This window comes from Pseudarthrobacter polychromogenes, from assembly GCF_014644495.1.
Taxonomy (GTDB): Bacteria; Actinomycetota; Actinomycetes; order Actinomycetales; family Micrococcaceae; genus Arthrobacter; species Arthrobacter polychromogenes.
Genome location: NZ_BMKU01000007.1, coordinates 150,252 through 167,906 on the forward strand (window position 1 = coordinate 150,252; position 17,655 = coordinate 167,906).

Annotated in this window: 18 protein-coding genes, 1 tRNA gene and 1 riboswitch; of the genes, 9 read left to right on the forward strand and 10 right to left on the reverse strand. The window is 65.9% G+C overall.

All coding sequences use genetic code 11. From position 1 onward, the window contains the following. Positions 1-69: 69 nt before the first annotated feature. On the reverse strand, positions 70-441 hold the full coding sequence (locus IEX43_RS12795; protein ID WP_188811550.1) for a hypothetical protein: 372 nt from the start codon (positions 439-441) through the stop codon (positions 70-72). A gap of 170 nt (positions 442-611) precedes the next feature. Further along, a tRNA-Ser gene (locus IEX43_RS12800) sits at positions 612-701 on the reverse strand. Positions 702-864: 163 nt separating this feature from the next. Here IEX43_RS12800 and IEX43_RS12805 point away from each other — a divergent pair. The 4 genes from IEX43_RS12805 to IEX43_RS12820 all read left to right on the forward strand — a co-directional run bounded on the left by IEX43_RS12805 (position 865) and on the right by IEX43_RS12820 (position 5,450). Beyond that, on the forward strand, positions 865-2,718 hold the full coding sequence (locus tag IEX43_RS12805) for an HNH endonuclease signature motif containing protein (protein ID WP_188811553.1): 1,854 nt from the start codon (positions 865-867) through the stop codon (positions 2,716-2,718). 220 nt (positions 2,719-2,938) lie between these two features. After that, a complete protein-coding gene (locus tag IEX43_RS12810) occupies positions 2,939-3,970 on the forward strand; it encodes a zinc-dependent alcohol dehydrogenase (RefSeq protein ID WP_188811555.1) in 1,032 nt (343 codons plus the stop codon). A 3-nt stretch (positions 3,971-3,973) separates the two neighbouring features. Beyond that, positions 3,974-4,372, forward strand: coding sequence for a 6-pyruvoyl trahydropterin synthase family protein (locus IEX43_RS12815; protein WP_188811557.1), 399 nt, complete (start codon positions 3,974-3,976; stop codon positions 4,370-4,372). 4 nt (positions 4,373-4,376) lie between these two features. Continuing rightward, entirely contained in the window at positions 4,377-5,450 is a 1,074-nt protein-coding gene (locus IEX43_RS12820; protein WP_188811559.1) for a glycosyltransferase family 4 protein, read from the forward strand. Positions 5,451-5,471: 21 nt separating this feature from the next. On the opposite strand, the gene tadA is transcribed toward IEX43_RS12820, so the two are convergent. Beyond that, the gene (gene tadA, locus IEX43_RS12825) at positions 5,472-5,978 is read right to left on the reverse strand and encodes a tRNA adenosine(34) deaminase TadA (protein WP_188811561.1); all 507 of its coding nucleotides are present in this window, start codon (positions 5,976-5,978) and stop codon (positions 5,472-5,474) included. Between the two features lie 81 nt (positions 5,979-6,059). On the opposite strand from tadA, the gene IEX43_RS12830 reads away from it, so the two are divergent. Genes IEX43_RS12830 through IEX43_RS12840 form a run of 3 tightly spaced genes read left to right on the forward strand, consistent with a single transcriptional unit; the run spans position 6,060 to position 8,019 of the window. After that, positions 6,060-6,920: a phosphatase PAP2 family protein gene (locus IEX43_RS12830; RefSeq protein WP_377102804.1), complete on the forward strand. Its 861-nt coding sequence runs from the start codon at positions 6,060-6,062 to the stop codon at positions 6,918-6,920. Positions 6,921-6,932: 12 nt separating this feature from the next. Beyond that, positions 6,933-7,568: a uracil phosphoribosyltransferase gene (gene upp, locus IEX43_RS12835; RefSeq protein ID WP_013599856.1), complete on the forward strand. Its 636-nt coding sequence runs from the start codon at positions 6,933-6,935 to the stop codon at positions 7,566-7,568. Positions 7,569-7,614: 46 nt separating this feature from the next. Beyond that, positions 7,615-8,019, forward strand: a complete 405-nt coding sequence (locus IEX43_RS12840; RefSeq protein ID WP_188811565.1) for a VOC family protein — start codon at positions 7,615-7,617, stop codon at positions 8,017-8,019. Here the strand turns inward: IEX43_RS12840 and IEX43_RS12845 are convergent. The 3 genes from IEX43_RS12845 to IEX43_RS12855 form a co-directional block, all read right to left on the reverse strand. After that, entirely contained in the window at positions 8,016-8,729 is a 714-nt protein-coding gene (locus IEX43_RS12845; RefSeq protein WP_188811567.1) for an aggregation-promoting factor C-terminal-like domain-containing protein, read from the reverse strand. The genes IEX43_RS12840 and IEX43_RS12845 overlap by 4 nt on opposite strands. A 5-nt stretch (positions 8,730-8,734) precedes the next feature. Further along, positions 8,735-8,897, reverse strand: a riboswitch (cyclic di-AMP (ydaO/yuaA leader). A 93-nt stretch (positions 8,898-8,990) separates the two neighbouring features. Beyond that, on the reverse strand, positions 8,991-10,520 hold the full coding sequence (locus tag IEX43_RS12850) for a HAMP domain-containing sensor histidine kinase (protein WP_188811569.1): 1,530 nt from the start codon (positions 10,518-10,520) through the stop codon (positions 8,991-8,993). Positions 10,521-10,527: 7 nt separating this feature from the next. After that, a complete protein-coding gene (locus IEX43_RS12855) occupies positions 10,528-11,268 on the reverse strand; it encodes a response regulator transcription factor (RefSeq protein ID WP_188811571.1) in 741 nt (246 codons plus the stop codon). A 697-nt stretch (positions 11,269-11,965) separates the two neighbouring features. On the opposite strand from IEX43_RS12855, the gene IEX43_RS12860 reads away from it, so the two are divergent. Together IEX43_RS12860 and IEX43_RS12865 are read left to right on the forward strand one after the other, a co-directional pair. Further along, the gene (locus IEX43_RS12860) at positions 11,966-12,832 is read left to right on the forward strand and encodes a winged helix-turn-helix domain-containing protein (RefSeq protein WP_188811573.1); all 867 of its coding nucleotides are present in this window, start codon (positions 11,966-11,968) and stop codon (positions 12,830-12,832) included. A gap of 69 nt (positions 12,833-12,901) precedes the next feature. Further along, positions 12,902-13,429, forward strand: a complete 528-nt coding sequence (locus IEX43_RS12865) for a SixA phosphatase family protein (protein ID WP_188811575.1) — start codon at positions 12,902-12,904, stop codon at positions 13,427-13,429. A 45-nt stretch (positions 13,430-13,474) separates the two neighbouring features. Here the strand turns inward: IEX43_RS12865 and IEX43_RS12870 are convergent, their stop codons facing one another. Genes IEX43_RS12870 through IEX43_RS12885 form a run of 4 tightly spaced genes read right to left on the reverse strand, consistent with a single transcriptional unit; the run spans position 13,475 to position 17,596 of the window. Then, entirely contained in the window at positions 13,475-14,140 is a 666-nt protein-coding gene (locus tag IEX43_RS12870) for a hypothetical protein (protein WP_188811577.1), read from the reverse strand. 8 nt (positions 14,141-14,148) lie between these two features. After that, positions 14,149-14,862 (reverse strand): TetR/AcrR family transcriptional regulator, encoded by a 714-nt coding sequence (locus tag IEX43_RS12875; protein ID WP_188811579.1) that lies wholly within the window; start codon positions 14,860-14,862, stop codon positions 14,149-14,151. Then, entirely contained in the window at positions 14,859-16,895 is a 2,037-nt protein-coding gene (locus IEX43_RS12880; protein ID WP_188811581.1) for a YhgE/Pip family protein, read from the reverse strand. Before IEX43_RS12880 ends, IEX43_RS12875 begins: the two co-directional genes overlap by 4 nt. Beyond that, positions 16,892-17,596, reverse strand: a complete 705-nt coding sequence (locus IEX43_RS12885) for an ABC transporter ATP-binding protein (RefSeq protein ID WP_188811583.1) — start codon at positions 17,594-17,596, stop codon at positions 16,892-16,894. The genes IEX43_RS12880 and IEX43_RS12885 overlap by 4 nt, the downstream gene beginning before the upstream one ends. Positions 17,597-17,655 lie beyond the last annotated feature (59 nt).

Below are 17,655 nucleotides of genomic sequence, written 5' to 3' on the forward strand. Positions count from 1 at the left end.
TGACTTCGTTGACGCTGTCTTCTTTCCGTCGTCGAACCCGCGTCGTCGAACCGCCGGTGGGCGGTCTGGTCAGGTGGCCGATTCGCTCGTTTGGCCATGGGAGCGGCCGAACCGCTGGAGGTAAAGGAACACTCCAAGGAATGCGATGACACCCAGCAGCGGCCCAGCCCAGGCGGCAACCGGCGTGCCGCGGACAAGTAGCGCCCCGGCTCCGAGAATGCTTCCTGCAAAACCAACACCGGGACCCGCAGTGCCAAGCCTCCCTTGGATCTTCCGGCCGGCCTGGCGGTACCGGAGACTGAGGAGGACGACGAAGAGGATGAAGGCTCCGCCCATGAAGAGGGGCCAGGGCCAATCTGCCATTGCCACAACGCTCAGGGTCAGCCCGTACGTGGCGGCCAAAGCCAGCCAATAGTTCCTTGCGGTGGTGTTGGTACTCATCCGCATCCGCCTGTGAAGTCCATGCGGTAAAACATACCTACCCCCGCTGCGCAGTTCACGCGCGCTGGTGGGCACGTGGACTGCAGCGCCCGTGGCCCGTGCACCACGTTCAGCGCAAAGCAAAAGGCCCTGCTTCCCTTTGGTTATCAGGGAAGCAGGGCCTTTCTTATTGGCGGTGACGGTGGGATTTGAACCCACGTTGGCTTTTACACCAAACAACATTTCGAGTGTTGCACCTTCGGCCGCTCGGACACGTCACCAACCTCAATAGGGTACCGGAGCAAGGCGTGCATCCCCAAAACGGGATTGTCGGGAGGGGCTTCCGATGCCTCGACAAAGAGGCCGGAAAACATTTTCAAAAATTGTTTCAGCCGGGGTGCGCTGGCCCCCTTAAATGTCAGACCCTCCCATGAGGATGGATTCATGGAAGGCAATTCGGCGGTGGTGGAGGCGGAGGCGGTGGTTGACGCTTCTGTGGCTGCTTTTGCGGCGGTGCTCGCGGGCGGCGGTACGGCCGCTTCGGGTAGGGCTGTTTCTGGTCTTGGTGTCGCTGAGCCTGGTGCTGATGCCGGTGCTGGCGGGTGCGTAGGCAGCATTGATGATGATCCGTTGCAGCGGGTTGCTGATGGGGCGTTGGATGTTCTTGCCGGGGTGGCCCGGTCGGAGGCGAAGCTGGCGGCGTTGAAGGCTCAGGCGGTGCAGGTGCTCGCTGCCGCCACGAGTGTGCTGAACGGTCCGCCGTCCTCGCCGTATGAGGCGACGGCGCAGGAGCGGAGCCTGGTGGCGGAGGTGGGGTGTGCTCTGGTGATCGGTGATCGTGCCGCCGGTGCCCTGTTGGCCGAGTCCCATGCCCTGACCACGTCCCTGCCCCGGACGCTCGCAGCGTTGCAGGGCGGTTCGATTTCTTGGGCGCATGCCCGGGGGATGGCGGAGGAGGCAGCCACCCTCGACGCCGCCGGCGCCGCGGCCCTGGAGGCGCACTTCCTGGACCCGGACACGGTTCGGCCTGCCGCCGCGGCCATGATCGGGGAGATGCCCGCCTACCGGTTCAAGGCCAAGGCCCGTACCTGGCGCGAACGCCACCACCCCGAATCGATCGAGAAGCGCCACGCCAAGGGTGTGGCGGACCGGCGGGTCGAGTACCGGCCGGACCAGGACGGCATGGCCTGGCTCTCGGCCTGCCTCCCCGCCCATCAGGCAATGGCGGGCTGGAACCGGCTCACCGCCCTCGCCCGGGCCGCGCAGGGACCCGACGAGTCCCGCACCCTCACCCAGATCCGGGCCGACGACTTCGCCGAAGCCATCCTCACCAGCGGCACCAGCCGCGGTAGTGGCGACAGTTCCAGCCTTCGTGCAGGCGACAGCGAATGGGTGAGTACAGGCAACGGCGACGGGTTGGGTACCAACGACGGGGCGGGTGCCGGGATGGATCCCGTCGGGCTGTCGTCTGCGGTGCGGGCGCAGGTGCTCGTCATGGTCCCGGTAGTCGCGCTGATGGGCCTGACGGATGAGCCGGCCGTGCTGGACGGCTTCGGGCCCATCCCGCCGTCCATGGCACGGGACCTGGTCGCGAACGGTGCCGATTCGTTCCACCGGGTCCTTGTTGATCCGCGGGACGGGGCACCGTTGGAGATCGGGCGGACCAGCTACCGGGTTACCAAAGCGATGCGGAACTGGCTGCGGATGCGGGACGGCACATGCCCGTTCCCCGGCTGCAACAACCCATCGTTGGATAACGAGGCAGACCACCTCCTGGCCTGGCAGCACGGCGGGACCACCGGGATCAGCAATCTCGGACAGCCCTGCCCGAAGCACCACAAACTTCGGCACAGCAGCGGGTGGAAACCGACACCGGCCACCAAGGATGAACCACCCGGCTGGATCTCACCGTCCGGGCGGCACTACAAAAGCGAACATCAGGACTGGGAGCCACCCCACTGGCCGGAATCTGTCCTGTCCGCCCTGCCGGCGGCGTTGGAACCGGGGGAGCATCACAACGGGCAAATCCGCGGCATGCTGCCCTACCGGCCCATGCCCGGCGCGTGTGCCTGCCCTGCCGGAGACGTCCTGCACCTGGAACCTCCACAGGAGGAACCTGAAGATGACAACCTCGTAGACCTGGACGACATACCCGTGGACGACCCCATCTGGGATGACTTCTACGCCCTGCCGCCCGTCCTGCCCCAATACCCCCTGACTGGCTGGGACCCGACAAGTGGCTGGTACCCGACAAGTGAGTGGGACCCGATAAGAGACCGGGACCCGGCACTGACTTAGCCGGCATCAAATGCCCCACAGGCACGGGCAGCCGGGCGCACGGGGTCAACAGCCGCGGGTCAGGGAGTCGGTTTAACCTCAGGCCGGGGTCGGGGGAGACGGCCCAGGCATAAACCGGGTTGGGGAGGGGGTCCAAGCACAGCCCAGAGCCCCAGGAATCCGAACCAGGCAAAGGCCAACTTTTGCGGTCCACGCCAGGAGGGCTAGATTCATCAGCAAGATGACTAATCAAACCAGTCCCCCGCAAGCAACCGCTTACTGGACAACGGCCAAGGAACAGGGCGAACTCCGCACCGAGGACCTTCCCACCCCTGGCCCAGGCGAAGCCCTGGTGCGCACCCTCTATTCCGGCATCAGCAAAGGCACCGAGATGGTGGTCCACGCCGGCGCAGTCCCACCCCGGGTGGCTGAAGCGATGCGGGCACCCCGCCAGGAGGGTGAGTTCCCGGGGCCGGTGAAATTCGGATACCTGTCCGTGGGTGTTGTCGAGGAAGGGCCGGAAGGTTGGCCGGGGCAGCGCGTCTTCTGCCTCAACCCCCACCAGGACCGCTACGTGGTGCCCGTCAGTTCACTCACCAGGATTCCCGATGACGTCCCGTCCCGGCGGGCAGTGCTGACCGGAACCGTGGAAACCGCGGTCAATGCGCTGTGGGAGGCCGGCCCGAGGCTCGGTGACCGGGTTGCGGTAGTGGGCGCAGGCCTTGTGGGCGGCATGGTGGCCACCCTGCTGAGGACCTTTCCGCTGGAACGCCTGCAGCTTGTGGACCTGGACCCGGGCCGGAAGCAACTGGCGGACAGCCTGGGAATAGGCTTCGCCCACCCGGATGACGCCCTCGCCGACTCTGACATCGTGTTCCACTGTTCCGCCTCCCAGGAAGGCTTGGAGCGCAGCCTGCAGCTGGCCGGGGATGAAGGGGACGTCATCGAAATGTCCTGGTACGCCAACCGCCAGGTAACACTGCCGCTGGGGGAGGACTTCCACGCCCGGCGCCTGTCCATCAGGGCAAGCCAGGTGGGAGTGGTGGCACGGGCCCGCCGGCACCGCAGGACCAACGCCGACCGCCTGAACCTCGCAGTATCGCTGCTCAGGGATCCGGTATTCGACGCCTTCCTGACAGGTACTTCGCCGTTCGCTGAGCTGCCCGGCGTTGTGCAGGACCTGGCCCACGGCAACCGCGAAGCTTTATGCCACGTCATTGAGTACCCGGGCAACGAAGATTCCCTGCACCCCAACCGAGAAGACCAGAGGTAGTCCATGTTCAGCCTGACCGTCCGACGCCACTTTATGATCGCCCACAGCCTCCCGCGCGAGGCCTTCGGGCCGGCCCAGTCCCTGCATGGGGCAACGTTCGTCGCCGAGGTGTCCTTCCGGCGTCGGAAGCTCAACGAGGACGCGATCGTCCTGGACATCGGCGCCGCCGGCACCATGATCGAGAAGGTGCTGGCAGGCCTGAACTACCGCAACCTGGACGAGCATCCCGATTTCGCCGGCAAGCTCAGCACCACGGAGGCGCTCGCGGAATACATCGCGCAGTCCGTTGCCGCAAAGCTGAAGGACGATCCCGACGGCGGCCAGCTCACCGGGATCGACGTCACCCTGCGCGAAAACCCGGACGCCTGGGCCACGTACACGCTGGACCTTCCAGCTGCCTGATCCCATGGACCGCATCCGGCTGCTGGTTCCCGGCAACATCCACCATCATTCCGGTGGAAACATCTACAACGCGCGGCTGGTGCAGGGGCTGAAGGTCCTGGGAGTGGACGTGGAGGTGCTCCCCGTTGAAGGCTCCTGGCCCTACGCCAGCGCCCACGCCCGGCGCAGGCTGGGCACCCTCTTGGGGGCGTGGGAACAGGTGAGTGAAACGGAATCAGAAAACACCGTATCCCTTGTCGACGGGCTCATTGCCATGGGCGCACCGGATGAGCTCGAATTCGCGGCCAAGGCCGGACGAAAGACATGGGTATTGGTACATATGCCCGCCCCGGCACATCACGAGCTTGAAGCACGGTCCCTCCGGGCTGCCACGGGCGTGGTGTGCACCAGCACCTGGGCCAGCAAAGTCCTGGAAGAACGCCACGGACTCCATGGGCTCAAGGTCGCACTCCCTGGCACCGACCCTGCGCCGTTGGCCGAGGGGTCCGCGCCGCCCCACATGGTCATAGTGGCTGCGCTCCTGCCCAATAAGGACCAGCTGCTCACGGTCTCCGCGCTGGCACTGCTTCAGGACCTTGAGTGGACAGCGTCGTTTGTTGGGTCAAACCAGGCGGACGGGGATTACGCACAAAAGGTTCAAGCCGCAGTAGAAATGCACGGAATGGAGGGGCGGATCCAGTTCACCGGTGAGCTGGCCGGTGAAGCACTGGAAAACGAATGGCGTGGGGCGGACCTCAGCCTCCTGGTGTCCCGTGCCGAGGCGTTCGGCATGGTGGTCACCGAATCACTCGCCCGCGGCATCCCCGTAGTGGTGCGCGATGGCACAGGCGCCGTCGAGGCCTTGCGCCTCGGAACGGCGGGGAAGGACGACGACGGCGGCGCGCTTCCGGGCGCGAAGGTAGCCTTCCCGGCGGATGATGATCCTGCAAATCCTGCCCTGCTGGCCCAGGCACTTCGGCACTGGCTGGAAGATGCCGGGACCCGGGATGCCTGGCGGGCACGGGCGCTGGAAACAAGAGGAGCCCTGCCGGGCTGGGAACAGCCGGCGGCCCACGTGCTGGCCGCAATCAGGGGATGACGCTGACAGCCTGGGCGTGAATCAGAGCCGCGAGCGGTGCCCGGCGAAGAACTCACGCAGCAAGGCGGCGCACTCGGCCTCGCGCACGCCCGGATACACCTCAACCCAGTGGTTCAGGCGCCTCTCACGGAGCACATCGAAAACCGACCCCGCAGCTCCTGCCTTCTCGTCCCAGGCGCCGAAGACCACCCGGGGGATTCTCGCCAGCACAATCGCACCGGCGCACATCGCGCACGGTTCCAGGGTGACCACCAGCGTGCAGTCGGCCAGCCGCCAGCCGTCTCCGCTGCCGCCGTCGAGCAGGGAAACCTGGCGCAGCCGTTCCGCCGCCTCGCGGATGGCAACCACCTCGGCATGCGCGGTGGGGTCGCCCAGCTCTTCCCGCTGGTTGCGTCCGGAACCCAGCACTGCGCCGTCGGGCCCAATGACCACCGCGCCGATGGGCACGTCCTCGGTGTCGAGGGCGCGCCTGGCCTCGGCGAGGGCAAGGCCCATCCACGCATGGTGTTTCTTATCTGCGGAGACCATGGCTCAATGATAGTTTCGAAGGTACCCAGAGCCCGTGACGCACATCCGCCGGGAGGCACAGTGAGCACAGTCCGAGACCGCGTGGACAAGTGGATCAAGCCGTACGCCGCCTTGTGGCTGACCATGATCATCGGCGGAACGCTGGTGATCGCGCTGGCACTCCTGGGCGCTGAGGTCTACTCGGACGTCGTGGACGAGGAAGGCTTGGCGGGCCTTGATATTCCTGCACTGGAATACTCGCAGTCGTTGCGGAACCCGGAGGTTGACGCCTTCGCCACAGGTTTCACCAACGTAGGCGGCGGGATCGGCATGCCCATCCTGGCAAGCATCCTCACCGCCTGGCTGACCTTCCTGAGCAGGACGTGGCGGCCCATTGTATTAGTGGGCGGCGCAGCCCTCGTCTCCACGCTGGCCACCACCTGGGGCAAGCGGCTGGTTGGCAGGACCCGTCCGGACCACTCCGAAGCCGTCCCGCCGTTCGAAACCTCGCCGTCCTTTCCCAGTGGCCACACCCTGAATACCACTGTGGTGATAGGGGTCCTGATCTACCTCATGTGCCTGCAGTTCCAAGTGCTCTGGGCCCGGATTGCAGCCATCACGGTGGGCACACTCTTCATCGTCGCCATGGGCCTGAGCCGGGTCTTCCTGGGACACCACTGGATGACCGACGTGATGGCGGGCTGGTTCCTGGGGCTGGCGTGGGTGGGCATCGTGATCCTGGCCCACAGGCTGTTCCATGTGATGCGGCGGCGCGAACACGCAGGCCCGGCGCCCACATTTGAACATCCGGTCCTGCGCGAGGACCACTCCGGGGACGCGGAAGGCACCACCGGTACCGCCCCGAAGGAGAACGACGGCGGTGCCCCGCCAAGGGTCAACGACGACGCTTCGCAGTCCGGTACGGGCGGCGGTCGTCAGGGGAGCGGCCCGGCAGCCGGGTGATAGTTTTGACCCATGCGCACTCTCGTTGTTGACCACCCGCTGGTCGCCCATAAGCTCACCGTCCTGAGGGACAAGAACACTCCGTCCCCGGTCTTCCGGCAGTTGACGGAGGAACTGGTGACACTCCTTGCCTACGAGGCCACGCGGGAAGTGCGCACCGAGCCCGTCACCATCGAAACCCCTGTCAGCACGACTGTGGGTACGGCGTTCACCAAGCCCACTCCGCTGGTGGTACCCATCCTTCGTGCAGGCCTGGGAATGCTGGAGGGCATGACCAAGCTGGTCCCCACGGCTGAAGTGGGCTTCCTGGGTATGGCCCGCGACGAGGAAACGCTGGACATCATTACCTACGCCGAGCGCCTCCCCGAGGATCTCACCGACCGGCAGATCTTCGTGCTGGATCCGATGCTTGCCACCGGCGGAACACTGCGCGAAGCCATCAAGTTCCTGTTCAAGCGCGGCGCCTCGGATGTCACGTGCATCTGCCTGCTCGCCGCGCCGGAAGGCCTGGCCAAGCTGGAGGAAGAACTCTCCGGCGCAAACGTCACCATCGTCCTGGCATCCATCGACGAGAAACTCAACGAGAAGTCCTACATCGTTCCGGGCCTGGGAGACGCAGGCGACCGCCTGTACGGCATCGCGGGCTAGGACTCAAGCCTTTCCCGCGTCCCGCCGCAAGGCTTAGCCTGTGCGCATGGACTGGAAACTGGAACTCGTTTTTGTCCCCGTGTCCGATGTGGACCGGGCCAAAAACTTCTACGTCAACAAGGTGGGCTTCAACGCCGATTTCGACGAGCGGCCCAGCGGCTCCATCAGGTTCGTGCAGCTGACCCCGCCAGGGTCTGCCTGCTCCATCTGCATTGGGGAAGGGCTCACGGACGCGCCTCCCGGCACAGGCTCAAACCTGCAGCTTGTGGTCAACGACATCCAGGCCGCCCATGCGCAGCTGAAAGCCAACGGGGTAGACGTCAGCGATGTGGACGTGCAGGACTGGGGCCATTTTGTGTACTTCGCCGATCCTGACGGGAACCGGTGGGCGGTCCAGTACATCCCGGGCCGGGATGCACTGGACCGCGAGGGGAAAGCTGCCTCGGTTTAGTACCAGTTGTTGGCGTAGTGGAAGTTCAGTGCTCCACACGGCGACTGGTAGCGCTCCTGGATGTAGTTCAGGCCCCAATTGATCTGCGTACGGTAATTCGTGCGGTAGTCGGCGCCCGCGCTGGCCATCTTCTCGGCAGGCAGGGACTGCACAATGCCGTAGGCGCCGCTGCTCGGGTTGGTGGCCGTGGTGGTCCAGTCCGATTCCTTGGTCCACAGGGTCTGAAGGCACTGCATCTGGTCCGCGGCCCAGCCGTAGGAGGCCAGCTGGCCGGCGGCGTAAGCCTGTGCCCCCGCAGGGTCATTGACCGCGACGACGGGCGCCGGCTCCGGAGCGGGGGCAGCCGCAGGTGCGGGTTCAGGCTCCGGGGCCGGCGCGGGTGCAGGCTCGGGAGCGGGAGCAGGGGCCGGTTCGGCTGCCTGCGGGACCACGTTGATCGGCCCGGCCGCAGGAGCGGGGGCCGGGTTCGCCTGGATTTCGCTCTTTTCGATGCTCAGCTTCGACTGTGCCTCAGCCGCCTGAGTCTCCGTGGCTGCCACCTGCACTGCGGTGTCGGTAGCCTGGCCCGCGGCTCCAACGCCTACAAGGAGGGCGCCGGACGCTGCGAGGATGGCAGCGCGCTGGCCGAAGGACGGAATTTTGCCTGATGTGCGCGGGGCACGGGCTTCAGAGCCTGGTTTCGGGCGTGCTTTAGCAAGGAACTTAGACATGATGGATCGCCTCTCACACCTGCGGAGTTAGCTGTCGGGTTCGGATGAGGGCATCCGGCCACACGGAAAGATCACGTGCTGGCTTAACCCCAAGGGCAGTTGAGTGCCCGGGACTGTTGGGTCCCCCGCCTCTGCCTATGCTCAAGCGGAATCCGGGAAGCGGCAGAGCTTGGCGTCATCCGGATATGCGGCCCGAACGGGAACCGCACCCAACCGACGGTACAGGAGTGCAGCGCTTAAGTCACATTTTGGTAACAGGGATCACTCTGACGGCGCGCCTCCTTGCGTCCGCCCGCGCGGCAAGGGGAGCTGGAGGGCGAACTGCGTGCGGCCTGGCTGTGATGTCACCGTGACCTTGCCCCCGTGGGCCTCAACAATGGACTCCACGATGGACAGCCCCAGGCCGCTGGTTCCTTCAGCTCCGGATGCGCCGGGTCCGCCGGCCCTGCCTGTCCGGGCCGCGTCTGCGCGGGCGAACCGCGCGAAAACCTGGTCCACGAACTCGGGTGGAATGCCCCCGCCGTCGTCCGTTACCGTCACCACCGCGGCGCCCTCCGCCGTCTTCCCAACTCCGGTGACCACGGTGGTTCCCGGCGGGGTGTGCTTGCGGGCGTTGGACAGCAGGTTCATCAGCACCTGCCGCAGCTGGGACGGGTCGCCGTTCACCACCACGGGTTCGTCGGGAAGCTCCAGCCGCCAGGTATGGCCGGGCGCCATGACCTTTTCGTCGCTGACGCCTTCAACCACCAACTGGTTCAGGTCCACCTCGCTGAGTTTCAGGGGCTGGCCCTCATCAAGGCGCGCCAGCAGCAGCAGGTCCTCCACCAGTGCGGTCATCCGCTGGGACTGGCTTTGCACCCTGGCCAGCGACTTCTCCCCGTCCGGAGTGAAGTTTTCCGTCATCCGCATCAGTTCGGTGTACCCGCGGATGGCGGTCAGCGGCGTGCGGAGCTCATGGGAAGCGTCGGCTACAAACTGCCGGACCTTGGTTTCACTCTTCTGCCGCGCCTGCAGCGCGTTGGCCACGTTGTCCAGCATGAGGTTCAGCGCGTGGCCCACGCTGCCAACCTCCGTACCGGGATTGGAGTTCGACGGCGGCACGCGCACCGCAAGCGCCACCTCGCCGGCATCCAGCGGCAGCTTTGAAACGCGGGTGGCAACCTCCGAGAGCTGCTCAAGGGGCTTCATGGTGCGGCGGATCAGGACGGTTCCCACCAGCCCGACCAGGAGAAGGCCGCCCAGCGAGACGAAAACGAACGTCCACACCAGGGACGCGAGCGTGCTCTCCTTGGCGGCGAGGGGGAGTCCTGTCACCAGGACGTCACCAAAGTTGGTCTGGATGGCCACCAGCCGGTAGTCGCCATTGGAAAGCGTCCTGTCCACCGGCTGTACGTTGGTGGGCAGGGCCAGCAGGACCTGTTTGTCCTCCGTGGACAAAGCGGAGCGCGTGGTATTCGAGGTGAGGAAACCGCCGCTGTTGACCTGGCCGTTGAGGATCCGGGCGTTGAGGGTTCCAACGCTCTGGCCGCGGGCATCCAGGGGATCCCTGCCATTGAAGCCGCCCGAGGGAGGGCGTCCTGGATCGTTGGAACGGTCCGCGGCCTGACTCAGCTGCTCATCGAGTTGCCGGGTGAGGAACGCGTCCATCGAGGCATAGCTCGCCACGCCAACCGCCCCGCAAATGGCAATCAACAGCGTCATGGCCAGGAGGATCAGTCGTGTCCGCAGGTGCCACGTGCCGGGCTTCAGCCAGCTCCGGGGCTGCGGCTCCGTACTGTGCGCGGACGCCATCGCTTTCCTACTCCGCCGGCTTGATGACGTATCCGGCGCCCCGCACGGTGTGGATCATGGGCGGATGGACGGCGTCCACCTTTTTGCGCAGGTAGGAAATGTAGAGCTCCACGATGTTGGCCTGGCCGCCGAAGTCGTAGTTCCAGACCCGGTCCAGGATCTGCGCTTTGCTGATGACGCGCCTGGGGTTTTCCATAAGGTAGCGGAGCAGCTCGAACTGGGTGGCGGTCAGCTGGAGCTCCTCACCCGCACGGGTTACCTCACGGGTGTCAACGTTGAGGACCAGGTCTCCCACCACCAGTTCGGCGGTGTCCATCGCGGCCACACCGGACCGCTGGACCAGGCGGTGCAGGCGGAGCAGGACTTCTTCCATGCTGAAAGGCTTGGTGACGTAGTCGTCCCCGCCGGCCGCGAGGCCGACTATCCTGTCCTGGACCGCGTCCTTGGCGGTGAGGAACAGGGCGGGAACCTCGGGCGCGAAGGCGCGGATCCTGCTCAGGACCTCGACGCCGTCGAAGCCGGGAATCATGACATCGAGGACCAGCACGTCAGGGCGGAAATCCTTGGCTACTTTCACGGCTTCCGGGCCGTCGGCGGCGATCGCCACGGACCAGCCGGCCATGCGCAGGCCCATGCTTATGAGCTCGGAAAGGCTCGGCTCGTCATCCACCACCAGCGCCCTGATGGGGGAGCCGTCCGGATGCGTGAGCTTGGGGAGGTTGTTTGTCATGGAGTGCGGGGTGGCCATGGAACAACTCTCCATTCATTGGTTTAAGCCCGGCTATGGCGTTCCTGTGCGCAAGCTGTGAGTCCCAGCCTAGCGAGCGGGGTCCGTGGAGGCTCCAGGCGTGCAGTCTGTACGCACGCGGCCGCCGGCCACAGACGTTCAAACGGCGGCATACCGAGATCCCCGAAGGCGATCCAGCCGCTCGCCGCACACTTTTTTCTGTCCAAAAGCAGGGGCGGCTGGACACGCCATCAGGGCGAAGAGCGGGATTCCACTATTAGACTCTCTAGTGAACGAAACAACCTCTGGGCATTCTTTAATCGAATAATATTCTGTGCAGCACCACCAAAAAGGCCGAATGCCGGATAACAATCGTTATTTTTTACAACGTCCAGAATTGTGATTTGGAACACTATCGCGGAATTTGTCTCATAATGCGGACGATCACGTCCATTGTTACTTGCAAGTTGCCATTGTTACGCTGCACACTTCCAATGTGAACAAGAACTCAACAGCACCTGCAGCCGCAGAATATTGGCCCAGCACATCCGCTGCTGCCGACATGCGCTGTTGTCGAATGCACGCCTGACCTTCCCACCCTCCGAAGTTCTTAGGCATTCGCCCCCAGCCCAGCGTCGGGCGCCCTCCCAGTTCGCATTGCGGGGATTCCCAGCATTCGGGCCGCGATGACGGCCATTCACATTGAGGTAAGCATTCCATGTCAGTTGCATCCGGATACGTCCACATTTCTGTCCGTAACGCCGCCAAGGCCGGCCAGCCCTCGGGCCTGCGCCCCGGGTTTGGACCGCGCCCCGCCCTGGCTCCATCATCATCTGGAAGCAGCTTCCCCTCCCAGGGCTACTCGCCGCAGGGCTTCAACCCCAGCTCCTACGGGCAGCTCCGTGCGGTCCAGCCCGCAGAGGCGGCACCCATGACCGTCCCCACTCCCGTGGTGGCCGGTCCAAACACTGTCCGGCCCGTAGCCAACGACAACGTTGCCCGCGGCTTTGTCCTCTACATGGGCATTGACGAGGAAACGGCGGCAGCGGCCGGAACTTCCATCGCCAAGCTGGCCCAGGAGATCCGCGCCTACGCCCAGTCCCTCGTGTCCGGCGCCGAAAGCTACGCAGCAGTTGCCGTTGCCCCGGCCGGCACACCCGGTTCCGCGCTCGACGTCGTCCGTTCCACCTTCGGTGACCCCACCGTCAACGCCCGCCAGCGCACCGAGGCCCCGCGTCCGTCGCAGGCACAGGAGCCGCGTCCGTCCGGCGTCCTGATCGACCTGGCACGCCGCGAAGTCCACCTGGATGGCGAGTCGCTCAACCTGACGTTCAAGGAGTTCGAGCTCCTGAACTACCTCGTGGAGAACGGCACCCGCACCGTAGGGCGCGACGAACTCCTTGAGGGGCTGTGGCGCAACGCCGAAGAGGTGCCCAACGAGCGCACCATCGACGTCCACATCCGCCGGCTCCGCTCCAAGCTGGGCCGCCTTGCCAACACCGTGCGCACAGTCCGCGGCCAGGGGTACCGGTTCTACGAGCACCCCGAAGTTGTTGTCTGGGCCGCTCCGGAATACTCGATCTAGCATTTACCTCAGCCGCCTCCCGGGGGCATGTGCCTCCGCGGCTCTTGGCATGTTCGCTAGGCTGGGGCCATGAGTGAGCACCATCTTCGACGGCTTGTGATCATGCGGCATGCCAAGGCCGACTGGCCGGGCGGGGTGGCTGACCACGAGCGTCCGCTGGAGGAACGGGGCCACCGCGAGGCTCCGCTTGCCGGCCGGTGGCTGCTCAAGCACAACATCGTGCCGGACTTCATCCTCTGCTCCAGTGCCCTGCGGACCAGGCAGACCTGCACGTGGGTGTGCTCGGAGCTGGGGGACAAGGCGCCCACGCCCAAGCTTGAGGACGGGCTGTACGCTGCTTCGGCGCTCCGGATGCTGACGGTCATCAACCATGTTCCGGATACAGTCACCACCCTCATGCTGATCTCGCACCTGCCCGGGGTGCAGGACCTTGCCATGCACCTGGCCTCGCGCGACTCAGACCACGACGCCTACATGGACGCCGCCACCAGGTACCCCACCAACGCCCTCGCAGTCCTTGAGACCGAAAAGTCATGGGCGGAGCTGGACGGGCAGGACGCGCGCATCACCAGGTTCAAGGTCCCCCGCGCGCATTAACTCGCCTACCAACTAAAGCTCCAGCGGCGACCCTGCCGCCTGGGGTCAGCGCCGGGGCGCAGGCTTCGCGCCCGTTGCCGACGACGGTTTCCTGGTTGGAGAGGCCGACGACGACGGCCGCCTGGCAGGGACGGAAGGTACCCGCGCGGGTGCGCGGAGGCCGCCTGCGCCCTGGATGCCTGTGCCTCCGCCGTCTGCGCGCGCTGCTGGCCTGCGCTGGGCCGAACCCTTGGCAGCCGGGCGGGCCGCCGTCGTACGTCTGTTCCCTGCTGCGCCCCTTCCGGGCCTGCCCTGCCCTTGCCTGCTTGTGCTGGCCGCGGTGCGCAGCCGCCGCCTCCCCGGCCAGGCCGCACCGAGGAACAGGACACAGAGTGTTGCCAGGGCTGCAGCGGCAGCGCCGAAGAAGTAGTTGTCCGGGTCGCCGGTGGGGAGCGGTGTGCCGAAGACCGAGGGCTCGCCGGCAAAGGCCAGCTCCCACGTGCTGACAAATGCGAGGGAGAACGCCACAGTGAAGCTGGTTCCCGCGCCCGCAGCCAGCAGGGCAAAGCGGCGTCCCCGGTTCAGGATTTCGATAATGCACGCCAGGCACGCCAGCGCCAGGACACCGAGGAATGCCACGAACACCGGCTCGGCGAGCGTCATTCCGGTCAGCACCAGCAGGCCGGCCGCAACAATGCCCGCAATGACCGCGAACTTTCCGCTTTTCCCCATACGCTCCATCATCCCCGAGGACCGGGCTGCTGCAGCACGTAGCCGCGCATGATGGCCATGATCGCCGCAACGCTTTGGTCACGGGTGCGCTCAGGGTGGTACGTCTGGCGGTCGAGCCCCACAACAAAGCAGGCACCGAAGATTGCGGTCTCGAGGCTGCCCCGCGAAACGGTGTTGTCCACGGGGTAGGCCTGAGCCACCCTTTCCACTGCCTGCCCGATCACTGCCAGCAGCTCGCCCCGCAGGACAGCGAACGTGCCCTGCCACTCACTGGGCGTACGCCAGTTCTCGCTGACCCAGAGCCGGGCGAAGGACGGGTATTCAGACATGAAGTCCAGGGCCTGCCCGATCATGGCCTCCATCGCGAGCAGGGGGTCTCCGTACGCGGTGGCTGCCCCTTGGGCCGCGTCCTCCAGCCCCGCTGCCCCCTGGCCTGGTGCATCCTGGTTTGGCGCCTTTTGGCCCGGTGCCTCCTGCAGGCGTGCCTTCAGGATGTCCACCCCGTGGCGGAGCAGCTGCGCAATGAGCTCCGATTTGCTGCCGAAGTTGTAGTAGACGGTCCCTTTGGAGACGCCCGCTGCGGCTGCGATCTCGTCAACAGTGACCCCCGCTGCTCCCCGCTCGCCGATGAGTTCCATGGAGGCGTCGAAGAGTTTTTGCCTGGTGGCGGTGGTCCTGGCGGGTCGAAGGGTCTTCACTGGTCCCAGCGGTTCGGCGGTCATACCGCGATCTCGGGCTTCAGCGTCTTCAGTGTCCAGTACTTGTTCCTGCGCACGGCCAGGGTGGACATGGCCACACCCAGGGTGGTGTAGCCCGCCAGGCCCAGGACGGTGGGGGCGATCATGGACAGGTCAGCGCCATAGATGAGGTGTCTCATGCCGGTCACCACGTAACCCATGGGGAGGATTTCATGCGCTGCGTGGAGCGGCTGCGGCGTGGTCTGCCAGGGGAACGTGCCGCCCGAGGACACCAGTTGCAGGACCAGCAGAATGAGCACCACGAGTTTGCCTGGCGACCCCAGCAGCGCAACAACGCCCTGGATGATCGCACTGAACGCCATGGCCGCCGCAAGCATGAACAGCCACATCAGCACAGGATGCGCGGGATCGAGTCCCAGGGCGAGGTTTACCACCAGGGTGAGGAGGCTTGCCTGCACCACCGAAACCGCCAGGAACGGCAGCCAGCCCCCAACGGCGATCTTCCAGGACGGGGCATTGGAGGCCAGCGCCCGCTGGGTAATGGGACGCATGGCCTGGACCAGCATGAAGATGCCGATCCACAAGGCGAGGGTGAGGAAGAACGGCGCCAGCCCGGCACCGTAGGACTCCGCCTTGGCCTGCGAGACGTTGCTGACCGCAACGGGGTCGGCCATGACACGGGACAGGTTGCTCTTCTGGGCATCATCCGGGTTGGGCACCTGCCCGGCACCCTTGCCGATCTCATCCGCCAGGGTCCGCGAACCGGCCGCCGCCGTCACGGTGCCTTCCGCCAGTTGGGCCGCCCCGCCGTCCACCTTCCGGGCTCCCTCCGCCAGCCGGCCTGCGCCGTCGAGGGCCGCCTGCTGGCCGGTGGCCAGCGCGGCCGCCCCGGTGTGGAGCTGGTCGGCGCCGGAGGAAGCCTGGGAAACGGCGTCCCTCAGGGCGGGCGTGCCTGCGGCGAGCTGGGCAGCGCCGGTGCTCACAGCTTCGGCTCCGGAGGCCAACTGCTGGATCTGCGCTGCATCCGCCTGGATCTTCGTCCTGGCGGCTGCCACCGGGCTCGAACCGGCCGCGGCGTCAAGATCCGCCACGATCCTGTCCGCCTGCTCCTGGGTCAGGACGCCTTCTGCGACGAGCCTGCTGTTCGATCCCACCACCCGTTCCCGGAGCCCCTGGTCAGCGGCATCCAGCTGGGCTGCGACATCCTGCACTTTGGCGTTCAGCTGCGCGTTTCCGGCAGCCACCTGGGCTGCCCCCGCAGCGAGCGTCTGGGAGTCCGTGGGCAGCGTGGCCGTCTTGTCCTTCAGCGTGGATAGGCCGCTGCTGAGCTGGCCCGCGCCGTCGGTCAGCTGGCTGGCTCCATCCCGGAGTTTCACCTGGCCCGCGTACAGCTCGCCGGCTCCGCTGCTCAGGGCTGAGGTGCCGTCGTGGAGGGTGGCAGCCCCGTCGCGTAGCTCAGCAACGCCGTCGGCCAGTTGGCTGGTGCCGTCCGCTGCCTTGACCATCTGCGAGTGGATGGTCCCGAAACCCGTCAGCAGCTGGTTTGCGGTTTCCTCGCCCACCTCGGTGGCCACCGTGCTGTGCACTGCGGTGGTGAGCTTATCCACGATGGTGCTCAGCAGGTAGTTGTTAGCATCGTTGGTGGTGACGTTGAGCATGGCCTGGCTGGCGGAATCAAAGCTGCCAGGGGATACCAGGTTCGCCGAAAAGTCCTGGGGGATTTTCAGGGCGAAGGCGTAGTCCCCGCTGCTGACCCCCTGGTCCGCCTCCTGCGCGGTGGCCACCGGGATCCAGTGGAAAACATTGCCGTCCGCCAGGCTCTCGGCCACCTTTGCCCCGGCTTCAAGGCGTGTGCCGTCGCTGGTTGTGGCACCTGCGTCCTCCACCACCAGGGCCGCATCGAGGTTGTCCAGGTTGCCGTAGGGGTCCCAGTTTGCGTACAGGTACACCGCCCCATAGAGCAGCGGGACCATGGTCAGCGCAAGGATTGTGAGTTTGGGCATCAGCCCGGCGGTCATGCGCTTAAGTTCGGAGCGGGCCAGCCGCAGTACCGTCACGTGGCAACCTCGGTTTCGAGTTCAGGAGTGTTTGCGGCATCAGGTTCCCCGCCATCCCCACGCATAGGGGTTTCAAGGGGGACGGCATTGCCAATCGCTGCGGCGGGTCCGTCCCACGACGGCGGGAGGGCGCCAACAGTGGCGACGACGGCGAGCGGCCGTCCGGCGTCGGATGCCAGACGCTGCAGCCTCGGCAGCCAGTCAGCGGCGTCGGCGGTATGCCGGTCAGGGGAATCGACCACCAGCAGGTCCGTGTGCGGGTTCGCCAAGGCCAGCGCAGTCAGGAGTTCGAGCCGCCGTGCAGGGTCCAGTTGTTCCGTCCAAAGGTCCGCGATGTCCTCGAAACTGTTCACCTTCAGCCAGGGGCCGCTCACCAGGGCGCCGCGGTAACGGCGCGGGATCAAGGCCAGGTCCTCGGTAACCAGGTCGCGCACACTGAGGTGCTGCTCGGGCTCGTTGACGCCGGGGGAGTCCACCAGGGCGCTCGCGAGCCGCCGCGCTTTGAGCCGTTCGCCGCCGTCCCAGCTGACGAACCCTCCGGTGGGCTTCATTCGCCCGCTGAGGAGCAGGGCGAGGGCCGTCCGGTAGTCCTGACGTCCGCCGGTCACCAGCAGGAGTTCGCCCCGCCGGACGTGGAGTGAAGTTGCCGGCAGGAGGGGATCCCTGCGGCCATGGGCAGAGAGCCGTTGTGCTGAGAGCAAGATTGGCCTTTCGCGGAATGCATCTGCTCCCAGCCTAACTAAACTGACCAGTCAGTTCA

What these genes read in the sequence shown, in the direction of transcription:
- IEX43_RS12795 (WP_188811550.1), bottom strand. Translation starts at nt 441, where the DNA reads ATGAGTACCAACACCACCGCAAGGAACTATTGGCTGGCTTTGGCCGCC.
- IEX43_RS12805 (WP_188811553.1), top strand. Translation starts at nt 865, where the DNA reads ATGGAAGGCAATTCGGCGGTGGTGGAGGCGGAGGCGGTGGTTGACGCT.
- IEX43_RS12810 (WP_188811555.1), top strand. Translation starts at nt 2,939, where the DNA reads ATGACTAATCAAACCAGTCCCCCGCAAGCAACCGCTTACTGGACAACG.
- IEX43_RS12815 (WP_188811557.1), top strand. Translation starts at nt 3,974, where the DNA reads ATGTTCAGCCTGACCGTCCGACGCCACTTTATGATCGCCCACAGCCTC.
- IEX43_RS12820 (WP_188811559.1), top strand. Translation starts at nt 4,377, where the DNA reads ATGGACCGCATCCGGCTGCTGGTTCCCGGCAACATCCACCATCATTCC.
- tadA (WP_188811561.1), bottom strand. Translation starts at nt 5,978, where the DNA reads ATGGTCTCCGCAGATAAGAAACACCATGCGTGGATGGGCCTTGCCCTC.
- upp (WP_013599856.1), top strand. Translation starts at nt 6,933, where the DNA reads ATGCGCACTCTCGTTGTTGACCACCCGCTGGTCGCCCATAAGCTCACC.
- IEX43_RS12840 (WP_188811565.1), top strand. Translation starts at nt 7,615, where the DNA reads ATGGACTGGAAACTGGAACTCGTTTTTGTCCCCGTGTCCGATGTGGAC.
- IEX43_RS12845 (WP_188811567.1), bottom strand. Translation starts at nt 8,729, where the DNA reads ATGTCTAAGTTCCTTGCTAAAGCACGCCCGAAACCAGGCTCTGAAGCC.
- IEX43_RS12850 (WP_188811569.1), bottom strand. Translation starts at nt 10,520, where the DNA reads ATGGCGTCCGCGCACAGTACGGAGCCGCAGCCCCGGAGCTGGCTGAAG.
- IEX43_RS12855 (WP_188811571.1), bottom strand. Translation starts at nt 11,268, where the DNA reads ATGGCCACCCCGCACTCCATGACAAACAACCTCCCCAAGCTCACGCAT.
- IEX43_RS12860 (WP_188811573.1), top strand. Translation starts at nt 11,966, where the DNA reads ATGTCAGTTGCATCCGGATACGTCCACATTTCTGTCCGTAACGCCGCC.
- IEX43_RS12865 (WP_188811575.1), top strand. Translation starts at nt 12,902, where the DNA reads ATGAGTGAGCACCATCTTCGACGGCTTGTGATCATGCGGCATGCCAAG.
- IEX43_RS12870 (WP_188811577.1), bottom strand. Translation starts at nt 14,140, where the DNA reads ATGGGGAAAAGCGGAAAGTTCGCGGTCATTGCGGGCATTGTTGCGGCC.
- IEX43_RS12875 (WP_188811579.1), bottom strand. Translation starts at nt 14,862, where the DNA reads ATGACCGCCGAACCGCTGGGACCAGTGAAGACCCTTCGACCCGCCAGG.